Below are 13,378 nucleotides of genomic sequence, written 5' to 3' on the forward strand. Positions count from 1 at the left end.
AGAAATGGAGCAGGCAGTGCCGATTCCGCAGGCGCGGACACTCGCGGAGGCCCGGCTGTATCTCGCGCTCACCGTGGACGGGGCCGGACGCGAGGAGCCGCCGGTCGAGGGGCCCGAGGCGTGGACGGTCCGGTCCGGCGGGGCCGAGGTGCTCGTGCCGTACGCGAGCGAGGCGGAGGCCAGGGACGAGGGGGAGCGGTTCGGCATCGGCCCGTCCGAGCTGATCGACCCCGGTCAGTGGCGGCTCGCCGGTGCCGGTTACGCGCGCCTCGCGCTCGCCGACGACCTCGAATACAGCGAGGAGCCGGGGGACGAGAGGCTCTTCCAGCGGGTGGTGAGCGGCTGGGAGACGGCCAGGGACGCGCTCGGGGAGGCGCTCAAGTTCATCCCGCCCGGCGAGGACGAGGTGCCCGCCGAGGCCTTCCGGACCGCGGCGGGGCTGGCCGCCCGGGAGGCGGAGCCCGACTGCTTCCTGCGCGACCGGCTGGTCGAGGACATCGCCTTCTACCAGCAGAATCTGGACGACTTCCGCCACCTCAACGGCTGAGTCACTTGCCGAGCGGCACCGGCACGCGGGCGGCGGCCGGGTCGATCGGCGGGCCCTCGGGGATGAGATGCAGCAGGTGCGCGGGCACCGGGGTGGCGTCGGAGGCGTCGTAACCGAGCTTCGGCAGCAGGTCGGCCGAGGCGACGGCGAACCTGCGGCCCTGGTCCGTCACCAGGAAGTAGTTCGTGATCGACCCCAGCTGTCCCTCGCCCGGCAGCAGACCGGCGACCGCCGCCGTCCCCGGCGGGAGCAGCACCTGGTCGAAGGTGTCCTGGCCGCCCGGAGTCCTGGGCGTGGGGATCGCGATCGAGGCGCCGACGGTCAGCGTCGCCCGTGTCGAGCCGCCGCGGGTGCCGGAGTAGACCGCGCACAGCGGCGTGGTGGAGGCGGGGGAGGTCACCGTCGGCATCGTCTCGGGCATCCCGCCGCCCACCACGCTCTGCTTGGACAGCGAGGCGTTGGCCGTGGCCGCGTCGATCGGGACGGCCTGCGGAGGCCGCCTGCCGTACGCCGCCTTGATGGCCGGGTCGGCCAGCAGGAGGGTCGCCTGGGTGAGGGTGATCGGCGCGAAGCCGTCGGACAGCAGGACGTACCAGCGGGCGGGGGCGCCTCCGATGCCGGGCACGGTGAAGACCTGCCCGACCGCCGCCGTGACCTTCCCGTCGGGCCCCCGGACCTTCCTGCCCAGGTGCTGCATCTTCGGGCCGCTGAAGTCGGTGCCTTCGGGAATGGCGTTGAGCCAGGTCGCGGGCACCTTCCTGGGCTGGGCGTTCAGGGCGCTCACCGCGCTGGAGCTCGCCCGCATCCGCCGGTCGCCCCAGACGACCCACTTCTGCCGGCCGTCGTCCACGACCATGGCGCCGCCGCCGAGGGGTTTGCCGCCGAGGTCCACGCCGCCCACCAAGGTGACGTACGGCCGCGGCGCCCCGGTGGCGTCGGGGCCGTCCACCACGCACACCGACCACGGTCCGTGCACCAGCTTGTCCTTGGCCGGCAGCGAGTCGGGCGCGCCGGGGATGCCGACGAGCGGCCCGCGCGGGAGCTCGGCCAGCGAGGCGGCGGAGACGTCGCGCACCGTCACGTCGGCGGTGTCGAGCAGCAGCCGGGCGGAGACGTAGTTCGCCACGGGAAGCAGCACGCGCTCCTGCTGGCTGTAGACGTAGGTCGCGCCGGTGTCCTGCTCGACGAGGAGCTGACCGGGCTCGGTGAGCTTTGTGGCGCCGCCCGGCTTGACCACACCCCAGATGCCGAAGACGGCGAGCAGGAGCACCGACAGCAGGACCCCGCAGAACGTGGCGATGGTGTGCCGCCGCATCGGCGACTCCGCGACGTCCGGCTCGCCCTGCAGCAGGGCCTGGCCCAGACGCTGCTGCATCAGCCGGTATGCCTGGTAGAGGTCCTTCCGGGTCTGCACGTCACCTCTCCCTGTCCGAGGGCATGGGAGCCAGCATATTGGCCTCCGGCGCCGTTGTGATCTCCGCCGCCGTCTCCGCCCCGCCGGTCTCCTGCGGGGCGGAGCCGGTTCCGGACGTTAGGAAAAAGGGGAATGGAGTGGGGGAAAAGCCAGGTTTTCCCAGCTCTGGATATAGCCGATCGGCATAAGGGGTTCACAGGATTGACAATCGATTTACGGTGAGGGCGGCCCCTTTGTCGATGAAGGAGTGACTGAATGGGTAACAGCTTGCTCGGCGGCGACCCCGCGGAGATGCAGAGCATGGCCGCGCAGTTCAGCCAGCAGGCGGACCAGGTTCGCGCCACGATGGCCAACCTCGACCGTGAGGCGGCCAAGGTCGGCACCGCCTGGACCGGCCCCGGCGCGCAGCGCTTCCACGACGCCTGGCAGAGCTATCGGGCGGCGTTCCAGCGCATGACAGAAGAGCTCAACGAGGCGTCCCGGGTCATCACGACCTACCGCGGCAACATCGAGTCCGCCACCCGCTGACCGGCACCAGAAGGCCGCCGGACCGCCATCGGCGGACCGGCGGCCTTTTTGTGATCAATCCGGCACCGCGGCCTGAATCGGGGTCGCGGCGCCCGAGACGACCAGCAGGCCCCGCCCCGGAGGCCCGCCGACGGCGCCGCGCGGCAGCCGTACGGCGAACAGGTCGCCGTCGGCGGGGCTCTGCACGTTGAGCAGCAGGCCGGTCCTGCCCTTGCGCGCCTCGGCCGCGAACCCCCGGTAGGCCGTCGCGAGGTCGCCCGTGGCCCCCGCGACGAGCAGGCCGTGCTCGCCGTCCCGCCCGGTGCGCAGGATCTCGTCCAGGGCCAGGCCGAGCGCGGAGTCGGGGGAGATGAGCTCCGCGTCGTCCACGGCCACCACGTAGCGCTCGTGCCCGGCGACCAGAGCGAGCGGATCGAGGGCGCCCGGCAGGCCGCCGAAGTCGTCGGCGCCGCCCCCGGTCACGCTTCTGGCGTTGCCGTCCAGCACGGCGAGCACCCCCGTAGCCCCGGCGAGGTCGCGCAGCGGGCTGCGGCGCGGGGTCACGACGAGCACGGGCGTGCCCCGGTCGAGCAGTGAGCGCGCTGCCGTGACCAGCGCGGACGACCGTCCCGAGCGTGGCGGCCCGGCGATGACGGCGGCCGGTCCCTGGCCCTGCAGGTCCACGCCCATCGGGGTGAGGGCGTCGCCGCCCGCGCCGAGCAGCGCCCACAGGGCCGACGGCGGCCGGTGCGACGGCGCTAGGTCGAGCGCCTGCCTCGCCGTGATCCGCATCGGCAGCGCGTCCACCCGCAGCGGCGGCTCCGACGGCCAGGCCCACGTCCCGGGGAGGTCCGAGCCGGGGGTGCCGGTGCCGGGGGTGCCGGTGCCGAGGAGGTCCGGGCCCCCGAACCGCGCCGCCGCCGTACGGGCGAGCTCCTGCAGGACGGCCACCTGCGCGGGGCCCGAGGGGTCGTCGCACAGCAGCGCGATCTGGCTCTCCGCCAGGCCGTGCTCGCCGACGGCCAGCGCCCTGCCCGGGGCCATGACGCTCGGCAGGTCGCGCATCGGCAGCCCGGCGAGCCCGTAGTCGGCGGGGTCGGCGAGCCGCAGCACGAGCCGGTCTTCGAAGACGGTGGAGATCTGCCCGAGCAGGCCCGACCGGTCGGAGGTGACCACGGCCCGCAGCCCCACGGCCGGCCCCTCCCTCAGCAGTTGCAGCATGGCGTCGACCAGCCGCCCGTAGTCGTAGTTCTCGAACGCGGCGACATACCCCTCCCAGCGGTCCACCAGCAGGACCAGCCAGGGCAGCGCGCCCACGCCCATGCGGTCGCGGGCGGCCCGCGACCGGGCGGCGGCGCGCGCCTCGGCCAGCGAGGCGTACCCGGCCTCGGCCAGCAGGTGCTGACGGCGTCCGACTTCCGCGCGCAGGCGGGTCAGCAGGCGCTCCACCCGGTCGAGCTGGTCGCGGGTGACGACCGCCCCGCAGTGCGGCAGCGCGACCAGCGGCAGCAGCGCGCCCGACCCGCAGTCGACGGCGTGGACGTGCACGTCCTCGGGGGAGGCGCCGGCCGCGATCGAGCCCGCGATCGTGCGCAGCGCGCTGGAGCGGCCGCTGCGCGCGCCGCCCGCGATCAGCAGGTGGCCGCCGTGCCGGGGGTCGAGCGTGAGCGGGCGCCGGCCCTGCTGCCACGGCAGGTCCGTCACGCCGAACGGCAGCGGCGGCACCTCCTCGGCCCCCGGCCGGTACGGCGCGGCGCCCGCGAGCAGGCCGCCGGGGGAGTCCGGGGCCCCGACGTCGAGGACGACCTGGTCGGGCAGCGGCGGCAGCCACGGGCTCGGCTGCCGGGGCACGTCGCTCCCGGCGTCCCGCAGCGCGTCCACGAGCAGGGCCAGGTCGCTGCCGCTCGCCGTCTGCGCGGGTGGGGCGGGCAGCGGGTGGCCGAGCGCCTGCCAGGGCAGGTCGAGGACGCGCACGTCCTGTCCCGCGTCGGCCGCCCCCGTGCCGCGCGGTTGTGGGGTGCGGCCGCCGATCCTGGCCGTCTGCACCGCCACGGGCGCGCCGGAGCCCGCCCGCACATAGCAGCGGCCGGGAGTCGTCCGCGAGATGTGGGCGGCGTCCGGCACGTCGATGACGTCGGCCGACTCGTTGGCGTCGGTGACGCGAAGCGCGATCCTGAGCGAGGTGTTGGCCTGGATGTCGGCGGTCACCACGCCGCCGGGCCGCTGGGTGGCGAGGATCAGGTGGATGCCGAGCGAGCGGCCCCTGCGCGCGATGTCGACCAGCCCCTCGACGAAGTCGGGCAGCTCCGCGACCAGGGCGGCGAACTCGTCGATGATCAGCACGAGCCGGGGCAGCGGCGGCAGGTCCTTGCTCCCCGCGGTCTCCGGCACCGGGGCGGCGAAGATGCCGCCGCCGCTCGCCCGCCGGACGCCGCCCGCGCCGAGCACCCAGGTGGCGCCGCGTGCCCGCTGGTAGTCCTCGATGTCCTTGGCCCCCGCGTCCAGCAGCAGGCGCTCCCTGCGCCGGATCTCGGCGGCCAGCGACGACAGGGCCCGCTGGGTCAGGTGGCCGTCGAGGTCGCTCACCATGCCGACCGTGTGCGGGAGCCGTACGCACTCCTTGAAGGCCGCGCCGCCCTTGTAGTCGATGAGCACGAACGTCATCTCGTCGGGCCGGTTGGCCACCGCGAGCGAGCAGATCAGCGTCTGGAGCAGCTCCGACTTGCCCGCGCCGGTCGTGCCCGCGACCAGGGCGTGCGGCCCGTCCCTGCTCAGGTCGACCTCGAACGGGCCTTCCGGTCCCACGCCGATCAGGGCCCGGGTCGTACGGCCCTGCCGCTCGGCGAGCGCGGCGGGATCGAGGGACACCTCCAGCAGGTCGAGCAGGCGGACCGCGTCGGGCAGGGCGGCCGAGGGGTCGTCGCGGCTCACGTCGCGCAGCGGGGCCAGCGCGCGGGCCAGGCGTTCGGCCCAGGACGGCGAGACCTGGTCGGCGCGGATGCCGGTGATCGGGTCGAGCCCGCCGCCGTGGAGGCGCACCCCGCCCTCGCGGTCGCAGCACACGACCGTCGCGCACTCCTCGGGCAGCAGCCGCTCGTCGTCGTCGATCGCGATCGTGTAGACCCCGGCGCGCGGACCCTGCCGCAGCACCTGCGGCATGCCGGGCAGGCCGCGCAGCACCTGCGCGCCGTCGAGCACGACGAGCACGTCGAACGGCCGCTCGTCGTAGGTGGCGAAGGCCGGCTCGGCGGGCCGGTTGCCGCTCGCGCGGCCCAGGTCGTCCCAGCCGGCCGGGCCGCCGGACAGGCGGGCGCCGCGCGGCGCCCCGGGGTAGGGCCCCGAGCCGTTCTCGGCGTCGAGCCGCTCGGTCACCAGGGCCGCGAGTTCGGCGACCCGGCGGGCGGCGGCCTCGGGGTCGGCGCCGACGAGCGCGGCGCAGTCGGACGACAGAGCGCCGCCGCGGGCGGCGGCGTCGGGCGCGCAGTGCGGCAGCCAGCGGACCCAGCCCCACTGCCCGGCGCCGTCCGCGTTGGCGGACAGCACCACGATGGCCAGGTCGCGCGGGCTGTGCAGGGCGGCGGCCTGGCCGACGAGCCAGCGGGCGCAGCCGAGTGCCATGTCTCTGGGGCCGGTGAGCCCGGCCACGCCGAGACGCCGCATGACCAGCGCGACGGGGACGTCGTGGCAGGTGGGCGGCTCCCGGCGGGGCGCGTCCTGGGGCGTGCCGCTCTCGGGCTCGAACTCCAGGTCGGCGGGCAGGTCGGCCAGCCCCACGCGCAGCCGCAGCGCGTCTCGGTCGTGCACGCGGCGCTCCCACAGCCGGCGGCGCGGCCCGGTCGCGGTGAGCAGCACCTCGGCCGGATCGGGCGCGCCGCCGCGCCTGGCCTCCTCGTCCTGCCGCACCGCGCTGGCCACCTCCTGCTCGAACGCGGCCAGCCGCTCGCGGTACGCCTTGACCGCCCGGCGGTGCTTCTTCCTGCCGTGCCTGCGGTCGCTCACCCACTGGCCGATCATGATCAGCGGCGTCATGAACGCGATCAGCAGGTAGTACCACGTGTGGGTGACGACGGCCATGACCACACCGAGCACGGCGGGCAGCAGCGCGGCCAGCAACTGCAGCCGCATCCCCTCAGCCCGCTTCGGCTCCGTGGGGACCGTGAACCGCCGCTGCCGCTCGGGCCGTTGCAGGCGGGGCGGCCGGTTGTAGGCGAGCCCGCCGTCCGGCAGCGCGTCGAGGTGGGCGTCCGGCGGCAGGACCGGCCCGAGAGCGAACACCGAGCCGCCGCAGGCGAGCATGCCCCCGGCCGGCCACGGCGCCGCCTCCGTGAGCGGCTCGCCCGCGAGCCGGGCCACCGGGTCGCCCCCGGAGACCGCGGGGGCCGCCGGCTCCACGGTGGCCGTGCCAGGGGTCAGCCGCACCACCAGCGCGACCGGCGGCATCCCCGGATCGGGGACGGAGATCGCGCACGCGGGGTCGGCGCCGATCGTGTGCGCGCCGAGCCCGATCCGGTGGACGGCCCCCGCGCCGGGGCCGCCCACGACGCGCAGCTCCGCCGGCCCGCCGGGCTCCTCGGTCACCGTCGCCCCGGCGGCGTGGCCGTCCACGGCCACCAGGTCGCCATCCCTGAGCAGGCCGAACACGGGCGCGTCCGGATCGACGGGCCGGCCGTCGACCCACAGCTTCACCTCATCGGACGGCCGGTCCCCCCGGTCTCCCCGGTCTCCGCGGTCTCTCCGGTCCCCTCGGTCCAGGTCGTACGGCGCGCGGGCGTGCGGGAGCCGTACGACGTTGGCCGGGCGGGCGGCGGCGCCGCCGTCGAGCGCGGTGGCGAGGGCGGCGATCGTGGTGCTCTCGTCGCCCTCGACCAGCACGTCGCGGCGGCCGTCCCCGCCGACCACGGTGAGCGTTATCCGCATGCGCGAACTCCCAGAAGGCGGTTGTGCGGCGGCCTCGCGGAAAGCGTTTCATCCCGGGGCGTCCCCGTGAAGATCTCCGGGTGCGCGGGCCGCGTGGCCCGCGGGGCCACGCTAGCCGCGACTCCCGCGCTCATCCGGGCGTTTCCCGGAAGAGGTAAAGGTGCCTGTCATCGCGCGCTTCGTACGACGCCGTCGTGAACATGCCCCCCGCGTCTACCCGTCGCCCGCGCGACACCGGCGCACCCCTCCGGCTCGCCCGGATGCCGCGGTACGAACAGTGTGAATGGTGTGACAATCGAGAAAGAAGTGCAAACGTACTATCACGAAATATCGTGTCAGTAAACCCGTGTATCGATATGACGATAGATCCACTCCCGTTGACAGGCGTATTCCTAACGGATAAGCATGGGTCGCCACTTCGCGGCACTTATGGCGGCGCGAGCTGGCCATAATGGAGTGAATTCGCAACAAACGGCAAGACCATAAACAGATTCGAGCGGCCCGAAAACAGATGGGCGCCCTCATCCCTTGGGAGTCCCCCACCCATGAGGACCAGCGAGAAGACGTCGCAGGACGGCCGGGCACCCGCACGGCCGGGCCTGTCCGGACCGGCCGCACGAAAGCTGCCCGTTCCGCCGAGGGAGCGCAAGCCCGCGCTCGCCGCGCTCGCCGTCCTCCTCATCCTGGGCGGCGCGCTGGCCACCACGCTGCTGGTCATGCGCAGCGGCGACCGCGTCTCGGCCGTGCAGATCACCCAGCAGGTGGGGGCCGGGCAGCGCATTCCGCAGTCCGCGATGCGGGAGGTGCAGATCGCCGACACCGGCGTCGACTACGTCCCCTGGCGGTTCAGGGAACAGGTGGCCACCACGTACGCCGCCGTGACGCTGCTGCCGGGCACGCTGCTCACCCAGCGCATGACCGCCACGACGACCGACCAGGTCGGGCCGGGCAGGGCCAAGGTGGGCCTGTCCCTGAAGGCCGGCCAGATGCCCACCGACCTCAAGTGGAGCGACATCGTCCAGGTGATCTACGTGCCGGCGGCGGGCCGGGGGTCGGGCAGCGCCCAGCAGAAGGTGCTGGCCACCGCAGCCCGCGTCGAGAGCGCGTCCTCCGGGCGGTCCGGGGGCGGGCTGGTCACGATCGTCGTCGACACGTCGATCGCGCCCGCCATCGCCCAGTACGCCTCCAGCGGGGAGATCGCCCTCGTCACGCTCCCGGGGGTCAAGTGACGTGGCGCTGATCGTGCTCGCCGCCGACAAGGGGGCGCCCGGCGTGACCACCGCGGCGACCGCCCTCGGCGCCGTGTGGCCCCGTCCCGTGCTGCTGGCCGAGTGTGATCCCTCCGGCGGCGATCTCGCCTATCGGCTGCCGGGCGACGACGGGAGCGTGCTGAACCCGGGACGCGGCCTGCTCAGCCTCGGCGCGGTCGCGCGGCGCGGGCTCCACGCGGAGCTGATCTACGAGCACACGCAGCGACTCGTCGGCGGCCTCGACGTGCTGGCCGGCCTGACCAGCGGCGAGCAGGCGGCCGGCCTCACCTGGCTGTGGGGCCCGCTCGGCCGGGCGCTGGCCGCCCTGCCGCAGGCCGACGTGCTCGCCGACTGCGGCAGGCTCGGGCTGCACCCCCAGATCGGCGACCTGGTGGCCGAGGCCGACCAGGTGGTGCTGTTCACCCGGGCCAGCCTCGACCACGTCGCCCACCTGCGCGAACGGCTGTCGCTCATCGGGCGGAAGGTCGGGATCGTGGTGATCGCCGACCCCCGGTCGTACCGGTCGTCCCTGGAGGAGATCCGGCGCATCGTCTCCGGCTGGGACGTCGCCTTCGTCGGCGGTCTCGCGTACGACCCGAAGGGCGCCGAGCTGCTGCGCGGCCAGTGGGGCGGGCGGCTCGACCGCAGCCTCCTGATCCGTACGGCCAGGGAGCTGGCCACCCGCCTGGCCACGCAGCTGGCCGCGGGCGGCGAGACGGCGGCGCCTCCCGTCGTCAGACGGGCGACCAGGGAGCCGGAGGTGCGGTCGTGAGCTCCCAGCGGCGTCCCATCGACCACGGCCTGGTGAAGCGCTTCCGGCAGGAGGTCGGCGACCGGCTGGCGCACCAGCGGCGGCTCGACCAGGCGAGCGGCGTGCCGCCGATGTCGGGGGAGGACGAGCGGCAGTTCGCCCGGGCGCTGATCGCGCAGGTGCTGGAGGAGCACGCGCGCGGCGAGATCGGCGTCGGACGCACCCCGCCCACCGCCGAGGAGGAGGAGGCGCTGGCGGCGGGCATCCACGCGGCGCTGTTCGGCGTCGGCCGCCTCCAGCCGCTGCTCGACGACCCCGAGGTCGAGAACATCGACATCAACGGCTGCGACCGGGTCTTCGTCGGCTACGCCGACGGCCAGGAGCTCATGCAGGACCCCGTCGCGGACAGCGACGAGGAGCTCATCGAGCTGATCCAGATCCTGGCGGCGTACTCCGGCCTGTCGTCGCGGCCGTTCGACACCGCCAACCCGCAGCTCGACCTGCGCCTGCCGGACGGCTCCCGGCTGTCGGCCGTCATGGACGTCACCGTGCGGCCGGCGTTGTCGATCCGCCGCGCGCGTCTCGGCAAGGTGTTCCTCAGCGACCTCGTCGGGAACGGCACGCTCACCCCCGAGCTGGGCCGGTTCCTCAACGCCGCCGTCGCCGCGCGCAAGAACATCATGATCGCGGGATCGACGAACGCGGGGAAGACGACGATGCTGCGGGCGCTGGCCAACGAGATCCCGCCGCACGAGCGGCTGATCACGGTGGAGCGGGCGCTGGAGCTCGGGCTGGACCAGTTCCCCGAGTTGCACCCGAACGCGGTGGCCTTCGAGCACCGCCTGCCCAACGCCGAGGGGCAGGGCGAGATCACGATGGCCGAGCTGGTGCGGCGGTCGCTGCGCATGAACCCCTCGCGGGTGATCGTCGGCGAGGTGCTGGGCGACGAGATCGTCACGATGCTCAACGCGATGACCCAGGGCAACGACGGGTCGCTGTCGACGATCCACGCCAACTCCAGCATGGAGGTGTTCAACCGCATCGCGACCTACGCGCTGCAGGCCGCGGAGCGGCTGCCGATCGAGGCCACCCACATGCTCATCGCCGGGGCCATCGACTTCGTGGTGTTCATCGAGAAGCGCAACGACTACCACCGGGGAGGCACCCTGCGGCGCTACGTGTCCAGCGTGCGGGAGGTCACGGGCTGCGACGGGCGGGTGCTGTCCTCGGAGGTGTTCGCCATGGCGGGCGACTACCTGGTGCCGCACGCGCCGATCTCCTGCGCCGACGAGCTGGCCGCCCACGGGTACGACCCGGCGCGGGGAGCGTGGCGATGAGCGGCCTGCTGCCGGCGCTGCCTCCCGGCGTCCTCGACCCTCTGGTGCTGCTGGCCGGGGCCGCGGCGGGCGGCGGGCTCTTCCTGTTCGCCCTGGCCGTCTACGGCCTGCGCCCCCGCCCGGCCACGCCGGACGGCCGGGCCGAGCGGATGCGCCTGCTGCGCACCCTGTCCACGCGGTCGGCGATCGCGGCGGTGACGGGGGTTGTGGTGCTGGTGGTGACCGGCTGGCCGGTCATCGCGGCGGGAGCCGTGCTGCTGGTCCTGGCCTGGCGGGGCTTCACCGGCGGCGCGGCGGAGGAGCGGGCCGCCATGCGGCGCCTTGAGGGCCTGGCGGCGTGGACGGAGTCGCTGCGTGACACGATCGCGGGCGCGGCCGGGCTCGAACAGGCCATCCCCTCCTCGATCCGGGCCGCGGCCCCCATGCTGCAACCGCACCTGCGGGCCCTGGTCGACCGGCTCCACACGCGGATGCCGCTCGCCGACGCGCTGCGGATGTTCGCCGACGAGCTGGACGACCCCTCGGCCGACCTCGTCGTGGCGGCGCTGATCCTCAACTCGCGGCTGCGCGGGCCGGGCCTGCGCGACGTGCTGTCGGCCCTGGCGGTCTCGGCCCGCGAGGAGCTGGACATGCGCCGGCGGGTGGAGGCCGAGCGAAGGTCCACGCGCAAGAGCGTGCAGATCGTGGTCGGCACCGCCCTCGCCTTCGCCGCCGCACTGGTCGTCTTCAACCGCTCCTACGTCGAGGAATACAACTCGGTGCTCGGCCAGGCCGTGCTCGTCGTGGTGGCGGGCCTGTTCGGCGCGGGGTTCGCCTGGATGCGGCGGCTCGCCCGCTTCGACAAGCCGGCCAGGATCCTCGCCCCCTACCACCGCCCACGGTCCCAGGTGGCCGCGCAGGCGCAGCAGCCGGCGGCGGAGGTGGCCAGATGATCGCGACGGTGCTCTGCGGAGCCGTGCTCGGCCTCGGGCTCTTCCTGCTGGCGCGGGCGCTGTTCCCGCCCCGGCCCGGCCTGACCGCCCGGCTCGCCGCGCTCGACCAGGCCCGCGACGGCAAGGGCGTGCCGCTGGCGCCGCTGATCGCGCCCGAGGAGGACGTCAGCGAGTTGCGCCGCATGCTCGGCCTGCGACTCGCCCGGTTCTACGCGGCGCGCGGCTGGGAGGCGCGGTCGATCAAGGCCGACCTCGCGCTGCTCGGCAAGTCGTTCGAGGGGTTCCTCGCGACCAAGCTGCTGCTCGGGGTCTCGGGCCTGCTGGCGTTCCCGCTCCTCGTCGGCTGGCTCGCGTTGATGGGATGGGGCGTCTCGGTGCAGGTGCCGCTCTGGTCGGCCCTCGTCGTCTGCGTGATCTTCTTCCTGCTGCCCGACGCGCAGATCCGGCGGGACGCCGCCGTACGCCGCCGGGACTTCCGGCACGCCGTGGGCGCCTTCCTCGACCTCGTGTCGATGAACCTCGCGGGCGGCAGGGGCGTGCCCGAGGCGCTGATGATGGCGGTGGCCGTGGGCAGTCCGGTCACCACGCCCGGGGCGCTGAACGGCACCGTGAACAGCGCTGTGAACGGCGCCGTGAACAGCGCCGCGAACGGCGCGGGGCCCGCCCCGGGCGCCAACTGGGCGATGGAGCGCATCCGCGAGGCGCTGGCCAACGCCCGGATCGTCGGCATCACCCCCTGGCAGGCCCTCGGCCGGCTCGGCGACGAGATCAACGTGGACGAGCTGCGGGACCTGTCGGCCGCGCTCGGGCTCGTGGCCGACGACGGCGCCAAGGTCCGGGCCTCCCTCACGGCCCGCGCCGCCACCCTCCGCCGCCGCGAACTCGCGGAGGTCGAGGGCAAGGCGGGTGAGCGGTCCCAGTCGATGCTCGTCGCCCAGCTCCTGCTGTGCGCGGGCTTCGTGATCTTCCTTTCCTTCCCTGCAGCCATGAAGATGTTGGGGGCCTGATGCTCTGGTTCCACTATCTGATCGCCGTGCTCCACGTACGGCTGGACCGCGCCAGGAACGCCCCGTCCAGGGGAGCCTCCGCGGTCGAATGGGTGATCATCACCGCCATCATCGCCGGAGTCGCGCTCGGCCTGGCCACGCTGATCAAGCAGTTGGTCGAGCAGAAGCAGTCCGACATCCAGAACAGCTTCAGCGGCGGCGGCGATGGTGGCGGTGGCGGGGGTGCCGGCGGAGGTGCCGGGGAGTGACCGCTCAGGGCGTGACCGGCCCCCGCGCCCCGGCCGGCGTGCGCCGCGAGCGGGGTGCGACGGTCATCGAGCTCGCCATGCTCATGCCGATCGTCCTCGCCGTCGTGCTGCTGATCGTCCAGGTCACGCTCTGGTTCCACGGCCGCCAGGTCGCCGACGCCGCCGCGCGGGAGGGCGCGCGGATCGCCCGTGCGGGCGGCTCCGACGGCTGGCAGGAGGCGGCCGAGGGCAAGGCGCGGCAGATCGTGCAGGCGATCGGACCGCAGTTGCTGAAGAACGCCCAGGCACAGGCGTGGGAGCAGGGCGACCAGCGCGGCGTGGAGGTGACCGGCAGCGCCGTCCAGGTGGTGCCGTTGCTGCCCGCGATGACCTTCACGATCACGTCACGCTTCGGCGGGCCCATCGAGTGCTTCCGCCCCGACGACGGCTCGGACGGCTGCGAATGACCCGGTCGGAGCGCGGGATGAG

At 74.2% G+C, this 13,378-nt stretch carries 11 protein-coding genes; 9 read left to right on the forward strand and 2 right to left on the reverse strand.

Annotation, left to right across the window (positions count from 1 at the left end; genetic code table 11):
- Window positions 1–4: 4 nt before the first annotated feature.
- Entirely contained in the window at window positions 5–547 is a 543-nt protein-coding gene (locus FLX07_RS08590) for a hypothetical protein (protein ID WP_208762122.1), read from the forward strand.
- Window position 548: 1 nt separating this feature from the next.
- On the opposite strand, the gene eccB is transcribed toward FLX07_RS08590, so the two are convergent.
- Complete coding sequence (gene eccB / locus FLX07_RS08595) at window positions 549–1,961, reverse strand: type VII secretion protein EccB (RefSeq protein WP_142569333.1); 1,413 nt, start codon at window positions 1,959–1,961, stop codon at window positions 549–551.
- A gap of 255 nt (window positions 1,962–2,216) precedes the next feature.
- Between eccB and FLX07_RS08600 the strand changes: the two genes are divergently transcribed.
- The gene (locus tag FLX07_RS08600) at window positions 2,217–2,489 is read left to right on the forward strand and encodes a WXG100 family type VII secretion target (RefSeq protein WP_142569335.1); all 273 of its coding nucleotides are present in this window, start codon (window positions 2,217–2,219) and stop codon (window positions 2,487–2,489) included.
- A 54-nt stretch (window positions 2,490–2,543) separates the two neighbouring features.
- Here the strand turns inward: FLX07_RS08600 and FLX07_RS08605 are convergent, their stop codons facing one another.
- A complete protein-coding gene (locus FLX07_RS08605) occupies window positions 2,544–7,385 on the reverse strand; it encodes an FtsK/SpoIIIE domain-containing protein (RefSeq protein ID WP_142569337.1) in 4,842 nt (1,613 codons plus the stop codon).
- 545 nt (window positions 7,386–7,930) lie between these two features.
- On the opposite strand from FLX07_RS08605, the gene FLX07_RS08610 reads away from it, so the two are divergent.
- Genes FLX07_RS08610 through FLX07_RS08640 form a run of 7 tightly spaced genes read left to right on the forward strand, consistent with a single transcriptional unit; the run spans window position 7,931 to window position 13,356 of the window.
- Window positions 7,931–8,614, forward strand: coding sequence for a hypothetical protein (locus FLX07_RS08610; RefSeq protein WP_142569339.1), 684 nt, complete (start codon window positions 7,931–7,933; stop codon window positions 8,612–8,614).
- A 1-nt stretch (window position 8,615) separates the two neighbouring features.
- Window positions 8,616–9,407 carry a CpaE/TadZ family protein gene (locus FLX07_RS08615; RefSeq protein ID WP_142569341.1) on the forward strand — a complete coding sequence of 264 codons (792 nt, stop codon included), beginning with the start codon at window positions 8,616–8,618 and terminating at the stop codon, window positions 9,405–9,407.
- Window positions 9,404–10,723, forward strand: a complete 1,320-nt coding sequence (locus FLX07_RS08620) for a TadA family conjugal transfer-associated ATPase (RefSeq protein ID WP_229689535.1) — start codon at window positions 9,404–9,406, stop codon at window positions 10,721–10,723. Before FLX07_RS08615 ends, FLX07_RS08620 begins: the two co-directional genes overlap by 4 nt.
- Window positions 10,720–11,655: a type II secretion system F family protein gene (locus FLX07_RS08625; RefSeq protein WP_142569343.1), complete on the forward strand. Its 936-nt coding sequence runs from the start codon at window positions 10,720–10,722 to the stop codon at window positions 11,653–11,655. The genes FLX07_RS08620 and FLX07_RS08625 overlap by 4 nt, the downstream gene beginning before the upstream one ends.
- A complete protein-coding gene (locus FLX07_RS08630; protein ID WP_142569345.1) occupies window positions 11,652–12,662 on the forward strand; it encodes a type II secretion system protein in 1,011 nt (336 codons plus the stop codon). Before FLX07_RS08625 ends, FLX07_RS08630 begins: the two co-directional genes overlap by 4 nt.
- Window positions 12,662–12,910, forward strand: a complete 249-nt coding sequence (locus tag FLX07_RS08635) for a hypothetical protein (protein WP_142569347.1) — start codon at window positions 12,662–12,664, stop codon at window positions 12,908–12,910. Before FLX07_RS08630 ends, FLX07_RS08635 begins: the two co-directional genes overlap by 1 nt.
- Complete coding sequence (locus FLX07_RS08640; RefSeq protein ID WP_229689536.1) at window positions 12,907–13,356, forward strand: TadE/TadG family type IV pilus assembly protein; 450 nt, start codon at window positions 12,907–12,909, stop codon at window positions 13,354–13,356. The genes FLX07_RS08635 and FLX07_RS08640 overlap by 4 nt, the downstream gene beginning before the upstream one ends.
- Window positions 13,357–13,378: the final 22 nt, after the last annotated feature.

It is taken from the genome of Microbispora bryophytorum, assembly GCF_006874465.1.
Classification (GTDB): domain Bacteria; phylum Actinomycetota; class Actinomycetes; order Streptosporangiales; family Streptosporangiaceae; genus Microbispora; species Microbispora bryophytorum.